Origin of the sequence: Marinifilum breve (assembly GCF_003202155.1) — a bacterium.
Lineage (GTDB): Bacteria > Bacteroidota > Bacteroidia > Bacteroidales > Marinifilaceae > Marinifilum > Marinifilum breve.
The window spans coordinates 138,768-153,851 of the sequence record NZ_QFLI01000003.1 but is presented as its reverse complement, the minus strand read 5'-3'; the positions used below and the strand labels follow the sequence as shown (position 1 = coordinate 153,851).

The 15,084-nt window shown below is 34.9% G+C and carries 19 protein-coding genes; 6 read left to right on the top strand and 13 right to left on the bottom strand.

The window, feature by feature from the left end; translation table 11 throughout:
* Nucleotides 1–145: 145 nt before the first annotated feature.
* Complete coding sequence (locus DF185_RS08275; protein WP_110360284.1) at nt 146–598, bottom strand: DUF5362 family protein; 453 nt, start codon at nt 596–598, stop codon at nt 146–148.
* A gap of 248 nt (nt 599–846) precedes the next feature.
* Here DF185_RS08275 and DF185_RS08270 point away from each other — a divergent pair, with 248 nt between their 5' ends.
* Nucleotides 847–1,302 (top strand): cold-shock protein, encoded by a 456-nt coding sequence (locus tag DF185_RS08270; RefSeq protein WP_110360283.1) that lies wholly within the window; start codon nt 847–849, stop codon nt 1,300–1,302.
* A gap of 109 nt (nt 1,303–1,411) precedes the next feature.
* Here DF185_RS08270 and DF185_RS08265 read toward each other — a convergent pair whose 3' ends face one another.
* The 3 genes from DF185_RS08265 to DF185_RS08255 form a co-directional block, all read right to left on the bottom strand.
* Nucleotides 1,412–1,603: a cold-shock protein gene (locus DF185_RS08265; RefSeq protein WP_110360282.1), complete on the bottom strand. Its 192-nt coding sequence runs from the start codon at nt 1,601–1,603 to the stop codon at nt 1,412–1,414.
* 246 nt (nt 1,604–1,849) lie between these two features.
* Nucleotides 1,850–2,395, bottom strand: coding sequence for a GNAT family N-acetyltransferase (locus DF185_RS08260; protein WP_110360281.1), 546 nt, complete (start codon nt 2,393–2,395; stop codon nt 1,850–1,852).
* A gap of 13 nt (nt 2,396–2,408) precedes the next feature.
* On the bottom strand, nt 2,409–3,164 hold the full coding sequence (locus DF185_RS08255) for a DUF4197 domain-containing protein (protein WP_110360280.1): 756 nt from the start codon (nt 3,162–3,164) through the stop codon (nt 2,409–2,411).
* 167 nt (nt 3,165–3,331) lie between these two features.
* Here DF185_RS08255 and trhA point away from each other — a divergent pair, with 167 nt between their 5' ends.
* A complete protein-coding gene (gene trhA / locus DF185_RS08250; protein WP_110360279.1) occupies nt 3,332–4,015 on the top strand; it encodes a PAQR family membrane homeostasis protein TrhA in 684 nt (227 codons plus the stop codon).
* A gap of 78 nt (nt 4,016–4,093) precedes the next feature.
* Here the strand turns inward: trhA and DF185_RS08245 are convergent, their stop codons facing one another.
* The gene (locus tag DF185_RS08245) at nt 4,094–4,420 is read right to left on the bottom strand and encodes a hypothetical protein (RefSeq protein WP_110360278.1); all 327 of its coding nucleotides are present in this window, start codon (nt 4,418–4,420) and stop codon (nt 4,094–4,096) included.
* Nucleotides 4,421–4,633: 213 nt separating this feature from the next.
* Nucleotides 4,634–6,013 (bottom strand): tryptophanase TnaA, encoded by a 1,380-nt coding sequence (gene tnaA, locus DF185_RS08240; RefSeq protein WP_110360599.1) that lies wholly within the window; start codon nt 6,011–6,013, stop codon nt 4,634–4,636.
* A 590-nt stretch (nt 6,014–6,603) separates the two neighbouring features.
* Between tnaA and DF185_RS08235 the strand changes: the two genes are divergently transcribed.
* The 3 genes from DF185_RS08235 to DF185_RS08225 all read left to right on the top strand — a co-directional run bounded on the left by DF185_RS08235 (nt 6,604) and on the right by DF185_RS08225 (nt 9,380).
* Nucleotides 6,604–8,241, top strand: a complete 1,638-nt coding sequence (locus DF185_RS08235; RefSeq protein ID WP_165835981.1) for a DUF3078 domain-containing protein — start codon at nt 6,604–6,606, stop codon at nt 8,239–8,241.
* Between the two features lie 123 nt (nt 8,242–8,364).
* A complete protein-coding gene (locus tag DF185_RS08230; protein WP_110360276.1) occupies nt 8,365–8,832 on the top strand; it encodes an HAD family hydrolase in 468 nt (155 codons plus the stop codon).
* 113 nt (nt 8,833–8,945) lie between these two features.
* Nucleotides 8,946–9,380 carry a rhodanese-like domain-containing protein gene (locus tag DF185_RS08225; RefSeq protein ID WP_110360275.1) on the top strand — a complete coding sequence of 145 codons (435 nt, stop codon included), beginning with the start codon at nt 8,946–8,948 and terminating at the stop codon, nt 9,378–9,380.
* Here the strand turns inward: DF185_RS08225 and DF185_RS08220 are convergent.
* Nucleotides 9,377–9,874: an O-acetyl-ADP-ribose deacetylase gene (locus tag DF185_RS08220; protein WP_110360274.1), complete on the bottom strand. Its 498-nt coding sequence runs from the start codon at nt 9,872–9,874 to the stop codon at nt 9,377–9,379. The genes DF185_RS08225 and DF185_RS08220 overlap by 4 nt on opposite strands.
* 293 nt (nt 9,875–10,167) lie before the next feature.
* Here DF185_RS08220 and DF185_RS08215 point away from each other — a divergent pair, with 293 nt between their 5' ends.
* Nucleotides 10,168–11,262 (top strand): 6-phosphofructokinase, encoded by a 1,095-nt coding sequence (locus DF185_RS08215; RefSeq protein WP_110360273.1) that lies wholly within the window; start codon nt 10,168–10,170, stop codon nt 11,260–11,262.
* Nucleotides 11,263–11,487: 225 nt separating this feature from the next.
* Here DF185_RS08215 and DF185_RS08210 read toward each other — a convergent pair whose 3' ends face one another.
* The 6 genes from DF185_RS08210 to DF185_RS08185 all read right to left on the bottom strand — a co-directional run bounded on the left by DF185_RS08210 (nt 11,488) and on the right by DF185_RS08185 (nt 14,999).
* On the bottom strand, nt 11,488–11,913 hold the full coding sequence (locus tag DF185_RS08210) for a thiol-disulfide oxidoreductase DCC family protein (protein ID WP_110360272.1): 426 nt from the start codon (nt 11,911–11,913) through the stop codon (nt 11,488–11,490).
* An 80-nt stretch (nt 11,914–11,993) separates the two neighbouring features.
* A complete protein-coding gene (locus DF185_RS08205; protein WP_110360271.1) occupies nt 11,994–13,031 on the bottom strand; it encodes a permease in 1,038 nt (345 codons plus the stop codon).
* A gap of 25 nt (nt 13,032–13,056) precedes the next feature.
* A complete protein-coding gene (locus DF185_RS08200; RefSeq protein ID WP_110360270.1) occupies nt 13,057–13,761 on the bottom strand; it encodes an aromatic aminobenezylarsenical efflux permease ArsG family transporter in 705 nt (234 codons plus the stop codon).
* A gap of 5 nt (nt 13,762–13,766) precedes the next feature.
* On the bottom strand, nt 13,767–14,234 hold the full coding sequence (locus DF185_RS08195; protein WP_110360269.1) for a nitrophenyl compound nitroreductase subunit ArsF family protein: 468 nt from the start codon (nt 14,232–14,234) through the stop codon (nt 13,767–13,769).
* A 67-nt stretch (nt 14,235–14,301) separates the two neighbouring features.
* Nucleotides 14,302–14,538: a thioredoxin family protein gene (locus tag DF185_RS08190; RefSeq protein ID WP_110360268.1), complete on the bottom strand. Its 237-nt coding sequence runs from the start codon at nt 14,536–14,538 to the stop codon at nt 14,302–14,304.
* Between the two features lie 161 nt (nt 14,539–14,699).
* Entirely contained in the window at nt 14,700–14,999 is a 300-nt protein-coding gene (locus DF185_RS08185) for an ArsR/SmtB family transcription factor (RefSeq protein WP_110360267.1), read from the bottom strand.
* Nucleotides 15,000–15,084 lie beyond the last annotated feature (85 nt).

Sequence of the window (15,084 nt, the reverse complement as noted above, 5' to 3'; positions counted from 1 at the left end):
AGTGCTATTCGATTTGCATAATACATAATGGGTTGCATGTAATCAAGTTACGACAAAAACTGATATTATTAAATGCATTTTTTTGCAAATAAAAAACCTTCCCTGAAAAACAGAGAAGGTTTAATATTATATGGATGGCTATGTTTTACATGAAAGCTCCAATTCCACCTGCAATTGACATGATCAGAAATGCCAAAACGTAGAATGATAAAAGTATGATGCTTAAAATGCCAATAAACTTATAGTGTTTTTTCAAATACTTAAATGCCAGACTTAATTGTTCACTGTCTTCACTATAAATGGCAGTTTTTGAGTATTTCGAAAATTTGTATAAATAAAAAATAGGGAAGAAGTATAATAGACCCAAAAGCAAATAAAATGCTCCCATTACAATTCCACTTCCCATAAATGGCAGGTTGCCTCCTGCAACAGCACCAAACATGGTTGCCATGAAAACTGCGGCAATTAGTAGTATTCCCAGAAAAACGAATCCAAGTATGGAAAAAAACATGGTCCATTTTCTGGTTTCGTTTAAGTAAATTACCGATTGTGCCGTTAGCTCTATTGGCTTGGCTTCTCTTCCTTCGTTATTTTGCATGTTTTAAGGGTTTTGTTTGAATTTTAATCAGCTTAAAATAATTATTTCTCTTTTATTTTTGATGATAATTAATGGACTATTTTAGGAAAAATGCCATCATTTTAAAATGCTTTGTGTAAAAATGATTAAGGAGTGTAAATAAATTCTTACCTTGCAGGACCTTTCTGTCTTGAGCGAAGTAGGCCAAACTATTATCTGAATCGATTCATTAAGGCTTTATTAATCATTAATGTATCACTAAAAAATTTATGGGAAGATCGCAAGAGACTTATAACAAAAAAGAGAAAGAAAAGAGAAAACTGCAGAAGAGAAAAGAGAAAGAGGCACGTAAAGAGGCTCGCAAAGAAGCAGGTGGGAAAAGTAGTCTGGATGACATGATTGCTTATGTAGATGAGTTTGGAAACATTACTTCAACACCTCCAGATCCTGATAAGAAAAAGGAAGAAATTAATGCAGAAGATATTGTGCTAGGTGCCCGAAATAGTGGTGACTTTGCAGAAGAGGAAGGAAAGAGACAAGGAGTTGTAAATTTCTTCAACGATAGCAAAGGCTATGGTTTTATTAAGGACTTAAGTACTGGTGATAGTATTTTTGTACACGTAAATGGATTGGTAGATACCATTAAGGAGAACGATAAGGTAGAGTTCGATACTGAGCGTGGTCCTAAAGGAATGAATGCCGTTAATGTTACTTTAAAAAAGTAACTTTCAAATTATACCATATATCAGGTCAGTAGTACTTGATATACGATTTAGACAATAAAAAAAAGCACCTCTAGGGGTGCTTTTTCAATTTCTTATAAAGGTGTAGCAATTATTCAATCACTCTTACATTTACTGCGTTTAAACCTTTTCTTCCGTTTTCAACATCGTATTCAACTTTGTCGTTTTCTCTGATCTCGTCAACAAGACCTGATACGTGTACGAAAACATCATCACCTTGATCAGCTGGTTTGATAAAACCAAAACCTTTTGATTCGTTAAAGAATTTTACTGTTCCTTCCATTGTAATTAAATTAAAATAATAATTTGAAATAAGTCTTAGTTCTTAATAACTCCCGTATACTCCTGTTAATTTAATTCCTGGAATGGAATAGCAACAAATAATAATATTGAAATTAAAAGAGTCGATTATAAATTCGACCTATGACTTTATATCGAGCCAAAGGTAGGTAAAAAAATGATACTTAAAAGAAAAAACTTTTAAATTGATTGATTTTATAATGATTAGATAATGAGAAGGTTGAAAAAACTAATCGTTTATAGCCAACCATTCTTTGTCTAAAATGGCATAAATTACATCATCTACCCACTTTCCATTGATTAAAATGCTTTCTTTAAAATGAGCTTCTTTTCTAAAACCAAGCCTTTCCATTAGTCGAATTGAGCCTGTGTTTAGCGGATCAACAGAAGCAGAAATTCTATGTTTTTTCAAATTGCAAAACAAATGGTTGAGTACAGCGCTTACAGCTTCCTTTGCATAACCTTTTCGGTGATAATTTTTATTAATGGTACATCCAATTTCTACTTGGTGCGTGTCGCCATCAAGAAAATGAACACCAAAATCACCAATCATCTCATTCGATTCTTTCAGTATAATGGCAAATTGATACCAGGTTCCTGTTTCGTTAAACTCTTCGGCGATCCTGTTTTTTATGAAGTGTTGACAATCTTCCAATGCGTATGGAATCCAGCCTTGGTATTTATTGGTTTCTGCATCCGACCGGTAGGAGTAGAAAGCTTCTGCATGTTTTATCTCCAATTTTTCAAGGAGTAGGCGTTTTGTTTCAAGTTTCATTTCAGATAACTGTTTACTTATCCAACTCACCAAATACTCTTTTCAGAATATTACTGACGCGTTTTAGTGGATCTTTTCTGATTTGTTTTTCTTCTTCTGCAACTTTTAAAAACAGGGCATCCAAAGCTTTTTGTGTAACGTAATCATCTAATTTTGTATTTACAGGTTGTAGATTTGCCAATTGACCGGCAAAACTACCAGCCACCTTATTGTAATTGCTGGTAAGTAGGTTCCACGATTCGTTAGTAGAAATGTTAGCTACCAGTTTTTTATCTAGTGATGCCTTAACCTTTGGCATGAATAAGTCTTTTAGCTTATTGGATGTTTTGCCTTTTAAATATTGGGTTGCTGCATCATCATTACCTTTTAAAATACCAAAAGCATCTGCAATGGTCATTTCCGTAATGGCCGAAGCAAAAATAGGTGCGGCTTCTTTCACTGCATCTTCGGCAGCACGGTTTAATCTTATTTCTACTTTATCGATTAAATTCTTTCCTCCCGGAATCATGTTAATATTCTTCGATATTTTTTGAGCTTCTGGAGGAAGTAGGATCTTTACCAATTCATCTTTATAAAAGCCATCTTCAATTGACAAGATATTGGCTGCATTTACACTACCTACCTTTAAGGCTTCCTTTAAACCTGAGGATACTTCACCATCAGTTAGAGGACGGTATTGTTCCAGATTGTACTGATCTATTACGGCTTGCATTTCGGCACAGGACCAAAGCATTGTAGAAATTATAATTAGATAAAAGTATTTTTTCATTCTGTGATTAAATTTTTATACCAAGTAATAATTGAAGCTCCAAGGTATCAAAAAACGAAGAGTCTGGCAATATATTATTCCATTCGGAATTTTTACTCACATAAATTGCTTTGTGTCTTCATCTATTTTTCGGAAATTTAATTTCCCAAACAAGAAGGAGTGGATATATGAAGTGGTTGCTACTAATAACAAGTCGAATTAAAGAGGATAAGAAGAGGTTTTTTAACAGTCAGGAATCTCTTCATGAATTGTGGAACTGGATTTCTCATTTTGCAGGAGTACTCTTTGTAATTCCAGCTGGAACTTGGTTGATGTATCAGGCATGGGAAACGCAAACCTGGAAAGGATTATTGGCTGTTCTTATTTTTCTGTTAGGTTTTCTTCTGCTTTATTTTTCTTCTGCATTGTATCATTACATGATTGATCATCCTAAAAGGAGCATGTTCAGAAAAATGGATCACATTAGCATATTTGTGATGATTGCTGGAACATACACACCTTTTTTGGTAATTTATCTGGATAATATGCTAGGTAAAATCTATCTGGCAATTTTGTGGGTTTTAGTAGGATTTGGTATTGTATATAAACTATTCTTGTTGGGAAGATACAAATGGATTTCCCTGTTGATGTATTTGTTTATGGGCTATATTCTTGTTTTTAACTTTGATGCATTTAGTGCAGTACTTCCTACCTTAAGTTTGCATTGGATTATCATTGGAGGTGCATTCTATACCTTAGGTGTGATATTTTATGTGTGGAAGAGATTGCCTTTTAATCATTTTATTTGGCACTTGTTTGTGTTCGGTGGGAGTTTATCGCATTTTGTTGCAGTTTATTATGCTGTACAATAAGGTTCTATATGTAGATTTAATGGAAAATAAAAAGACCTTCCCGAAGGAAAGTCTTTTCAATTGTTAGTTTTTGGGCAGTTAGCAGATTCTACAATTTTCAACATACCACGATACAGGGTGTTCTTTCTTTTCAATTAATTCCTGGATAATTTTTCGATTATCCCATACGGCACAGCACGAAGTGGTTTGATTTAAAGCTTTGATCAGCTTTGACCAATTGTCCATGATTTCCATAGTCAATAAGCTTTCGTACTCTTTGAAGGCTTTAATTGCAGATGATCCACAGAAGTGTAATCTTTCTTCAACAGATTTTAATTTTTCATTTTTAGTGAAGATGTGATCACCAACTTTAAAATAATCCTCTTCGTTCAATTGTAAAGTTACCTTAAGATCAATTGTAGTCATAGTTCGTTAATTTAGGTTAGAGTTTGCTTCTTTTTTTCTTTATTTAAAATAGAGGTTAGTGTTCTTATTTTGCTGATATAATGACTATTCTTAAAATTAAGCAATTTTGAAGTTCTGAAAAAATAAAAATTATTAAAGAATGATTTCTTTATTTAAAAGCATAAAAAAAGCCCCCCGAAGGGAGCCTTGAAAGTATGTAGTTGTGATTTTGTCTTAGTCTATCTTTTCCAACTGCACTGTAAAGTGTCTCATAATTGGAGCTTCGTCAACAATTTTGAAACCATGTTTGATTTCGTGTCTGCGATCGTAAACATTTTTAAGAGCTGCAGCAATTACATCCATGTGATTGTTGGTATAGGTTCTTCTAGGAATAGCCAAACGCAACAATTCCAAATCAGGGTAACGGTTTTCTCTGGTTTCTGGATCTCTATCTGCTAGAATGGTTCCAATTTCAACACCGCGAATACCAGCTTCTAAATACAATTCGCAACCTAAAGTTTGTGCTTGGTATTCTTCTTTTGGAATGTGAGCTAAAATTTTCTTAGCATCTACGAAAATAGCGTGACCACCAATTGGTTTTTGGAATGGGATACCATACTCTTCCAATTTACCACCAAGGTATTCTACTTGCTTGATACGAGTTTCCAAATAGTCAAATTCAGTACCTTCATCCAAACCTTGAGCCAATGCATTCATGTCGCGACCTGACATACCACCATAAGTAACATATCCTTCGAACATGATGTTATAAGTAGAAGCTTTTTTCCAAAGTTCTTCGCTCTTCATACCAATGAAACCACCCATATTCACAATTGCATCTTTCTTAGAACTCATGGTTGCCATATCAGCATATGAGTACATCTCCAATACAATTTCTTTGATTGTTTTATCAGCATAACCTTCTTCACGAGTTTTGATGAAATATGCATTCTCAGCGAAACGAGCAGAGTCGAAACATACAGGAACTTCATACTTGTCAGCCAGTTCTTTAACAGCTTTAATGTTAGCCATAGAAACAGGCTGACCTCCTGAAGTGTTACAAGTTACAGTGACAATGATCATTGGAATTTGCTCTTTTGGATAAGTTGAAAGAACAGATTCTAATTTTATAAGGTCAAGGTTTCCTTTAAATGGGTGATCAATTTCAGTATCGAAAGCTTCATCAATAGTACAATCAACAGCTTTAGCTTTTCTAAATTCGATATGTCCTTTTGTAGTGTCGAAGTGAGAGTTTCCAGGAACAACATCGCCATCTTTAACCAAAACAGAGAACAATACGTTTTCAGCAGCACGTCCTTGGTGAGTAGGCAAGAAGTGATCAAAACCCAAAATGTTTTTCATTGCCTCCTTCATGTTGTAGTATGAACGAGCACCTGCGTAACTTTCGTCACCTAACATCATAGCTGACCATTGTTTGTCACTCATTGCACCTGTACCAGAATCGGTTAATAGGTCAATAAAAACCTGATCACTTTTAAGGTTAAATAAGTTGTAGTTGGCATCTTTTAACCATTGTTCTCTTTCTTCACGAGTACTTCTTCTGATGGTTTCAACCATCTTGATTTTGTATGATTCTGCAAATGGAATTTCCATGATAATATTTTTATTTAATTGCTTAATATTTTGTTTGTTACAAGTATTGTCTTTGGTTCGATTTATGGTGCCCAAAATATTTGTGGGTACTACAAATCCATCAATTACATTGTTGTGGTATTGAGTTAGCCAAATAATGAAATACGGATATGTAATAAGAACTGATCGGAAATATTTCTCTGATCAAAGAATCGTTATTAAATATTGTATTGAAAATATGGGACAGAAATGTCCTGAGACGGATTAGAAGTGAAACTCGTCTCTGTTTTTGATGTTAAGGTAGACTTTGTGTGTCAGTTTAGGAAGTTGAAATTTAATTTCCATGCTTTCTGAATTTTCTACTGTTGGCAAAAATAAAACTTTTTGGCTTGAAACAAAAATTAAGGACTAAAAATATGCAAACGATTGAATTGGGAATCCTTTAGATACAAACGATATTTTGGTCCATTTTTTGATTAGATTGCCCGCATAAATGCTTTTAAGAACAAAATAAAATTGACATTTTTGCACAAACCAAATATGATAGGATTGTATTTGGTTAGTGTATGTTCCAAAAGCCCAAATTATTAATCCGAACAGAGCTAAGCCCAATGATTCGATATTTTCTTGTATTGCTGATTGTAATTCAGCCATTTGTTTTGTTATCTCAAAGTACAACACGGTTGCAAAAAGACTCTTTGCTTCTGGATACCATTCGATTTGAAGAGTCGGTTTATAAAATAAAACACAATGCAACTGATTCGCTAAAGCATTTTACCCACGATTCTGTTTTACATCCTATAAAAGATCCTCTGAATCATATTGAAAATGTTGGATTCAGGTTTATTGTACGTGAACTAGCAGTGGACTATGCTCCAAATCAACATCAAACCGATTCTGTTCGTAATGCGGTAAATACTTTGCTTCAGTATGTGGGGAATGATAGCATCCGAAATATGGTTTTTTACCTTAAGGATTATATAGAAAAGAGAAAAACTGAAGAAGCTTTAAGAGAAGTTAAAAAGCAAATTGAACTTGAAAAGGTATTAAGCTACCAGCCAGACTTACCGGTAATTGAGGAAAGAGAAAGTCATGAGACATGGAAGACTGAAGCTTTGGATGAGTTGTATAATTACGTGGAACACGATCCGGTGCACCAATGGATAAGAGAGATTAGCCGAGACTCTGTATTTCTTGGAGTGCGTAACTTTATGAATGATTCTATAAAGTTTTGGATTAACAATGGCAGACAAGACTATAAGAGATTTTGGTTGAAAAAGAACAAACGAGATTCCATTGGAATTTGGATACAGAATACATCAGATCGATCGGTGAGAATTTTGGTTGATGATGATGTTTATCAGCAATCGGTGCAACGAACAAAAGTTCGAGGAACAAGAGTGTTGTTAGAGAAAAAAGAAAGAGCAGATCAATATGCATTAGCCAAACTGGGAAAATACAAACGCTATTCGCAGATCTGGAAAGTAGGTGCAACTGTTGGGATGGCTTTTAATCAAGGTCATGTAAGTGATAGTTGGTCTCGAGGTGGAGAGAGTTCCATGGCTACTACTTCAACACTTGAGGCATTTGCAAATTATAAAAGAGGGAAGCATACCTGGGACAATAGCCTAAAAGTAAAATATGGATTGTTAAAATCAGGGGAAAATGGATTTAGAAAGAACGAAGATAGAATTGAGTTTAACACGAAGTATGGGCAAAAAGCGGTAAAGAATTGGTATTATTCTGCTCAGTTCAATTTAAAGACTCAGATGGTAAAAGGTTATTCTTATCCGAGTGATGGTCCGAGAGTATTAAAGTCGAACTTTTTTGCACCGGCATATATCATTGCTTCTGTCGGTATGGATTATAAACCCAATAAGAATTTTTCAGTTCTTCTTTCACCACTTTCAGCCAAGTATACTATTGTTAAGGATACAGCAAATATCGATCAGACTGCTTATGGTGTTGATAAGGATAAGAAGGTTAAAAAAGAGGTGGGTTCGTATGTAAACCTTTCTCATAAATTAAAGTTTTGGGAAGATTTAGTGCTGGTAAACAAACTTACTTTGTACTCGAATTACAGCGAAAAGCCTAAGAATATAGATGTTGATTGGGAATTAAGTCTTACCATGCCAATTAATCAGTACTTGTCATCTAAATTTTCAACTCATTTGATCTCTGATGACGATACCGGATCGAAAGTTCAGTTTAAAGAGAACTTTTCAATTGGTGTTAGTTATCGATTTTAAATCATTATAAAAATGGTATTAATACCCATTTTTAGTATAGAATAAGGCGATTAATAGTGTTTTTAAACCTATATAAATTGTTTAAAAATCCTTATTTTGTGATTGAAATTAAAACATTAATCTATGAGTTTAAATTATGCGGTTCCAGGAGTTGGAACGATTACTATTGATACTTTGGTGGTAGATTCGAATGGAACATTAACCGTTAAAGGTGAAATGGTTCCTGGTGTGGTGGAAAGAATTCATCGTTTGCAAATGTTAGGAGTTAACGTGGTTATGATTTCATCAGACCAACGTGGTAATGCAAGAGATTTAGCATTGTCCAGTGGTATTGCTTATTATGAAGCAAGCAACTCAAGAGAAAAAGAAGATGTATTGCTTTCTTTGGGAAGTCAAAATGTTGCTGCTATTGGTAATGCACGTATCGATATAGGATTGTTCGTTCAATCATTAATTTCAGTGGCTACGCTTCAGGCAGAAGGAATTCATAAAGATATTATCGATCATGTTGATGTAATTTTACCATCAATTAATGATGCACTTGATTTCTTTCTTGATAGCGATACTTTTATTGCTACGATGAAAAGATAATTGTATACGCAGTCGACTTATTAAACAGAATAAAATTAAAATCTCCTTGAAGGAGATTTTTTTTTGCAAATCACATTAGAACAGACTATTTTTTCGGTGTTGATTTACTGCCTATGAATTTAATTTTATTAATTGTATCAGTTGTTGCTGTTGGGTTTGGCGTGTATTGGTATTTTATTCATGTGCCAAATTATTTCGCATATGTATCTTCTGAAGGAGAGGATTTGAAAGAATTTTTGAATCCAGATAGACTTTTGGAGCTTACACAGGAACAACAAGATGACATTTGGATCCTTGATGTTAGGGAAGAGGAATATTTCCTAATGGGACATATCCCCAATGCCAAAAGTTTTCCACATCATGATGTAGAAAAATGGTACTCTAAAATTCCTAAAGATAAGGCATTGATATTGTATTGTGATTTAACCATTAAAACACAAAATGTAATTATCTTTTTAGAAGAAAAGGGATATACAAAAATGTTGAACTGGGGTAAATACAAGCGATGGAATCATAAAGAAACGGTAGAAGAAACCATCTCCATTTAAAGTAATTCATTGTAAAGTTTAAAGTTTTCATCATCGAATACGCAAAACACAAGCTCTTTTAAGTGTTTGCATTTTGCCAATTGTTTCCGAACGGTTTTAATGGCAATTTCGGCAGCTTCCTCTTTAGGATAGCGATAAACACCTGTGCTGATATTGGGGAATGCAATGCTTTGTAATTTATACTTCTCAGCAAGCTTTATGCTCTCTTTGTAGCAACTTTTTAGCAACTGATCTTCATCATAATTGCCTCCGCTCCAAACAGGACCAACCGTATGTATAACGTGTTTGCAAGCTAAGTTATATGCTTTTGTAATTTTGGCTTCTCCTGTTGAACAACCATTAAGTGTGCGACACTCTTTTAATAGTTCGGGACCTGCAGCTCTGTGTATTGCTCCATCAACTCCTCCTCCTCCCAGTAGGCTTCTGTTTGCTGCATTTACAATGGCATCGGTTTTTAGTTTGGTAATATCTCCCTTAAAAATTTTAATTTTCATGACTGTGAGTTTAATTTTACTTTTCTATCCCTGTTAATTATCCTAAATTGTATGGTGATCTTTCACCTCTGAACCAAATGATTATTTCACTTTAATCTTTGCACAAATATTCGATTTATACTAAATATTGATCTTGTGTATTTTAAAATTAATAATTCAAATTCATTATAAAAAACTATTTCGAAATCGATTGCAATTCGCTGACAGTGAAATTGTTTGTTTCGGTTTGGAAAAATATTTTTATTTTAGCCGCGCTAGCCAAGCAAATTGATTGAAATATTAAATTGACAATTATGAAAAGAGTATTAGTTGCAACCGGAGGTGGTGATTGCCCTGGTTTGAATGCTGTGATTCGCGCCGTTGTGAAACGTGCAGCTCAAGAAAAAGATTGGGAAGTTGTAGGAAGTATTCAGTCGTTCGACGGAATTTTGAAGGAACCGACTGAAATTAAGATATTAGATGATGCTGCGGTTAAAGGTATCCACTACCAAGGGGGTACAATTATCGGAACAACTACAAAAGGTGGTCCTTTTGCTTGGCCAGTGAAAAACAAAGATGGTTCTTGGGGATCAGCTGACCGTTCTGATGAAATGATCCGCAAATTACAATACTTGGGAATCGATGCTGTTATTAGTATTGGTGGTGACGGTTCTCAGAAAATTTCACAAGCTCTTTATGAAAAAGGATTAAACATTATTGGTGTACCAAAAACTATCGATAATGACCTTTCTGCTACTGATTTTACTTTCGGTTACCAAACTGCTGTACAAATTTGTACCGAAGCTGTTGATAAGTTGAAAACTACTGCAGCTTCTCACAACCGTGTTTTCATTTTGGAAGCTATGGGTCGTGATGCGGGATGGATTGCTTTAAGTGCTGCTATTGCAGGTGGTGCAGAAGCTTGTTTGATTCCTGAAATTCCTTACGATATCAAGAAGGTAAAAGAGAAATTGGATACTCGTTTCTTGAAAGGTAAAGGATTTGGTATTATCGTAGTTGCTGAAGGTGCTATGCCAAAAGGTGGTGAAGCTTTAGCTGAAGAAAGTACTGAGGTTGGAAACCCTAACTTGAAGTTGAGTGGTGCTGCTGATCGTTTGGCAGCAGAATTAAAAGCTGCAGGTGTTGAAGCTGATATTCGTACTACTGTTCTTGGTCACCTACAACGTGGTGGTATTCCAGTAGCTTACGACCGTGTTTTGGCAACTCAATTCGGTGTTAAGGCATTCGAAATGGTATTGGAAGGTAAATTTGGTCAGATGGTTGCTTACCGTCACCCAGAAGTTGTTGGTGTTCCTCTTCCAGAGGCTATTGGTCAGCAAAACTTGGTTGATCCAAAATCGAACCTTGTTGCTACTGCAAAAGGTGTAGGTATTGCATTTGGAGACTAATTTAAGTCAAAAAAGATACTACAAGCCGGAGTTCGTAAGGATTCCGGCTTTCTATTTTTATAGATGCAGATGATTATGAAATTTATGATTTTCACAGATTACTCTATGTAAATTCATGCTTTAAATAATGTATTCATAGTTTAATTTGGGGGATTCTCCCATTCTAGGGGAGATGCCGATAGGCAGAGGGGTGTTTTTAGTTTGTAAATGTATCCCCAAAATAACTTATTCATGAAACCTTTCTCTCCATTCAGGTTTTGGAACCATACATTGGTTCTTTTTGCCAAACCAGGAATATCGGTTTTTGGCAATCAGATCGTAAATCCAATCGGTAATGTTTTTTGGGATGTATTTGAAATAATAGAGTGCCTTCCAAGGGTAGATCAAATGCCTGGCAATTTGAAAAGCAGCTGAACTCTTTGTATAGGCTTTGTTGTCTTGGACGAAAACTACGGTATCCATATCATCGGAAGATAGATTGTATTGAGCAAGCAATTGTTTGGCAAAATCAGACTGAAGCGGGGAGAAGTGAATGTTTTCTGCCCGATTGTATGCAAGCACAAAACGAACCGTGGTGTTACAAAAATTACAAACCCCATCGAATAGTACGGTAGGGTTAGTAATTTTTATATTTGAAGCATTTGTATGCATTTATTTTTATTTATCAAGTATCAAGTATCAAGTATCAAGTATCAAGATAGCTTGTGACTAGAAGCTTGTATCTTGAAACTTTAATAGATAAAGTTAAAAATAAATCCAACTATTAGGATACCAACAGCAACAATACTAACAAATGTCAATATCAAAGGCATTTTAAGTACTTTCTTTAGGATGATTACCTCAGGTAATGATAATCCGATTACAGACATCATAAAAGCTAAAGTGGTTCCTAAAGCAGCTCCTTTTGCAACCAATACTTCTACGATTGGAATAATCCCTGCAGCATTAGAATACATTGGAACACCAATGAAAATGGACAATGGCACTGAATACCATGATGATTTTCCCATTAGATTTGCCATGAAATCTTCGGGTACATAACCGTGAGCTCCCGCACCAATTGCAACTCCCGCAACAATGTATATCCAAATTCTACCAACAATTTCTTTTACCGAATTTAATCCTGATTGAATACGTTCCGAAAAAGATAGATTGGTTGTGTCAATTTCAGTTTGTCCTGTTTTAACTTCGTAAACCCATTCGTGTACATACTTTTCAAGTTTTAAAGCACCTATTAACCAACCTGCAAGAATGGCAATTGATAAACCTGTAAATGTATAAAGAAGTGCAGTTTGCCATCCGAAAGCTTCTGCCAACATACCCAAAGCAATTTCGTTTACCAATGGGGCAGCAATCAGGAAACTGAAAGTTACACCCAAAGGTACTCCGGCCTCAACAAAACCTAAGAATAAAGGAATGGCAGAACAAGAACAAAACGGAGTTAATACACCAAGTAAAGCAGCCATAACGTTGCCAAAAAATGTTGATTTTCCGGCAAGAAAGTTTTTTGTTTTTTCGGGTGAGAAATAACTACGTATAATTCCTACACCAAAAATAACCAAAACCAACAGCATGAATACTTTAGGTGTTTCGAATATGAAAAAGTTAACAGCTTCAGTTAAGTGTGCCTCTTTGTTCATTCCGAAAACCGTATAGGTAAGAAAATCAACAATATTCTGAAGGTTCACATATAGAAAATACCAAATTGGCAATGATAATAGAACCAATATTATCTGATTTCTGTTTGTAATTTGAATTGATTTGATCATGTTAATCTAATAATCTGATATCGACTTATTGGATAAAGAAAATGTAGGTGAAATACAAGCCAGCGATAATAAATACTATTGCTGCTACTTTTCTAAACCAGAATTCGAAATTTTTAATTTTGTTATAAAAGTTGCCTACTCCTGAAAGCGTAAAAGCCAATAAATAAGCAATAATGATTACCGGTAACCCGGTTGCAAAGGCAAAAACAATTGGAAGTATTAAACCATCGGCCTGTGAAACTGTAAGTGGAATTAACATTCCGAAATACAAGACTCCACTGTATGGGCAGAATGCCAATGCGAAAATCATACCCATTAGCAAGGCTCCCCAGTATTTGCCTTTTATTTTTTCACTATTAAGTTTGTCGGTTAATGATCCTACACCTGGAAATTTAATGGAAATTAAATCCAGCATGAAAACACCAATGATCAACAAAAGAGGTCCTAATAACCTTTCTCCATAGGTGTTGAAGAAACTGGAAATATTAAATTTGCTTGCTCCAAAAAATAGAATCACTCCAAGAGCTGTGTAACTAATTGCCCTACCAAGTGTATAAACCAATCCGTTTAAGAAGATTTTCTTTTTATCGCTTAAATCTTTACTAATGTATGCTGTGGCAGTGATGTTGGTTGCCAATGGGCAAGGGCTAATCGCTGTCATGATACCCAATAAAAATGCAGTAAGGATTGGAAAGCTACTTTGAGATAATAATTGATCTAAGTATTCCATTCTGTTTATTGAAGTTCAGCTTTGATTACAGTTTCTAGTTTTTCGATATATGCAGGAGTATCGTTAATAGCATTGCGGAAAGCAAATGTTGTTAGGTCCTGAATTTCTCCAGACTTAGCACTTTTAATATACAAACCTGAGCTACTTGCCTGGAAAGTTTTAGCCAACTCTTTGTTTTCTTCCTGATCGAAATTGATATCGAAGAAATTGGCATTTAAGCTTGCAGCCACTTCTTTTGCTTTTGCTCCAACAGCCTTACAAGTTTTACATTTTCTATCGCCATGGAAGTAATATACCCCAGCTTCAGCATTGTTCGATGTCACTTTGTGCTCAGCCGATTTTTCACACTTTGTACATTCGCCTTTGCAAGCAGTTTCTGTTTCTGCTTTTGCAGTTTCTTTTTTAGTGTTCGATTGGCAAGCGCCAAAGCTTAATCCTAATGCTAAAATACCTAGTGTTATCGTTTTTTTCATTTTGTTTGTGTTTTAGTTATTGTATTGGGTTAAAAGCTGTCAGCTGAATGCCAACAGCCTAATTGTTTTAAGCTTTCTCGATCAATTCTTTGATTTCTGATACCGAAGGAACTTTACCGCTTACAACTACTTTTTCGTTAATTACCAATGCAGGAGTTGACATTACACCATACGATAGGATCTTAACCATATCGTCGATTTTTTCAACATTAGCATCAATTGCCAATTCTTCAACAGCTTTTTTTGCAGCTTCAGCTAGTGTACCACACTTTTTACATCCTGGTCCTAATACTTTAATGTCCATCTTAAATTTTTTTATTGTGTTAATAGTTTTTATTTCTGATTTTTATTTGGAAACTTCCAAAGACAAGGCTTTTGATGTTTTTGAATTTATGGAGTTTACAGTTGGTAAATGACAGATTCAAAAACGAGAGTAATGCAGTATTTGGGAGTTTCTAATAAAAATTACTTGAAAAATTCTTTGAATAACTCCTGAGCCTCCGCCCAGTTCTCCTTATTTAAACAGTACTTGATTTTAGGAGGATTGATTTCTCCCTGTACCAAACCTGAGTTTTTTAATTCTTTCAAATGCTGCGACAAGGTTGATCGTGCAATAGGCACCTCTTCGGCTAAATCGCCGCTGTAGCAACATGCTTGTTTCGATAAAATATCGCAGATGTAAACACGCACAGGATGCGATAAGGCCTTAGCATACCTGGCTAGTTTTTTCTCTTCAACGGAATAAAATTCTTTTACTTCTTCCATGTGTTTCGTATTTCGTAAAATTACGAAACGAAGGTGAGGACTATTTTTTAATTCTCCAAATGAAATGTGAATTTTTTAATTCAAC

Bases quoted from the DNA above. Each gene is read 5' to 3' on its own strand.
- DF185_RS08235 (WP_165835981.1), top strand. From the start codon at position 6,604: ATGATTCGATATTTTCTTGTATTGCTGATTGTAATTCAGCCATTTGTT.
- DF185_RS08215 (WP_110360273.1), top strand. From the start codon at position 10,168: ATGAAAAGAGTATTAGTTGCAACCGGAGGTGGTGATTGCCCTGGTTTG.
- DF185_RS08255 (WP_110360280.1), bottom strand. From the start codon at position 3,164: ATGAAAAAATACTTTTATCTAATTATAATTTCTACAATGCTTTGGTCC.
- DF185_RS08200 (WP_110360270.1), bottom strand. From the start codon at position 13,761: ATGGAATACTTAGATCAATTATTATCTCAAAGTAGCTTTCCAATCCTT.
- DF185_RS08270 (WP_110360283.1), top strand. From the start codon at position 847: ATGGGAAGATCGCAAGAGACTTATAACAAAAAAGAGAAAGAAAAGAGA.
- DF185_RS08195 (WP_110360269.1), bottom strand. From the start codon at position 14,234: ATGAAAAAAACGATAACACTAGGTATTTTAGCATTAGGATTAAGCTTT.
- DF185_RS08185 (WP_110360267.1), bottom strand. From the start codon at position 14,999: ATGGAAGAAGTAAAAGAATTTTATTCCGTTGAAGAGAAAAAACTAGCC.
- DF185_RS08245 (WP_110360278.1), bottom strand. From the start codon at position 4,420: ATGACTACAATTGATCTTAAGGTAACTTTACAATTGAACGAAGAGGAT.
- tnaA (WP_110360599.1), bottom strand. From the start codon at position 6,013: ATGGAAATTCCATTTGCAGAATCATACAAAATCAAGATGGTTGAAACC.
- DF185_RS08265 (WP_110360282.1), bottom strand. From the start codon at position 1,603: ATGGAAGGAACAGTAAAATTCTTTAACGAATCAAAAGGTTTTGGTTTT.
- DF185_RS08230 (WP_110360276.1), top strand. From the start codon at position 8,365: ATGAGTTTAAATTATGCGGTTCCAGGAGTTGGAACGATTACTATTGAT.
- DF185_RS08225 (WP_110360275.1), top strand. From the start codon at position 8,946: ATGAATTTAATTTTATTAATTGTATCAGTTGTTGCTGTTGGGTTTGGC.
- DF185_RS08220 (WP_110360274.1), bottom strand. From the start codon at position 9,874: ATGAAAATTAAAATTTTTAAGGGAGATATTACCAAACTAAAAACCGAT.
- DF185_RS08205 (WP_110360271.1), bottom strand. From the start codon at position 13,031: ATGATCAAATCAATTCAAATTACAAACAGAAATCAGATAATATTGGTT.
- DF185_RS08260 (WP_110360281.1), bottom strand. From the start codon at position 2,395: ATGAAACTTGAAACAAAACGCCTACTCCTTGAAAAATTGGAGATAAAA.
- DF185_RS08275 (WP_110360284.1), bottom strand. From the start codon at position 598: ATGCAAAATAACGAAGGAAGAGAAGCCAAGCCAATAGAGCTAACGGCA.
- DF185_RS08190 (WP_110360268.1), bottom strand. From the start codon at position 14,538: ATGGACATTAAAGTATTAGGACCAGGATGTAAAAAGTGTGGTACACTA.
- DF185_RS08210 (WP_110360272.1), bottom strand. From the start codon at position 11,913: ATGCATACAAATGCTTCAAATATAAAAATTACTAACCCTACCGTACTA.
- trhA (WP_110360279.1), top strand. From the start codon at position 3,332: ATGAAGTGGTTGCTACTAATAACAAGTCGAATTAAAGAGGATAAGAAG.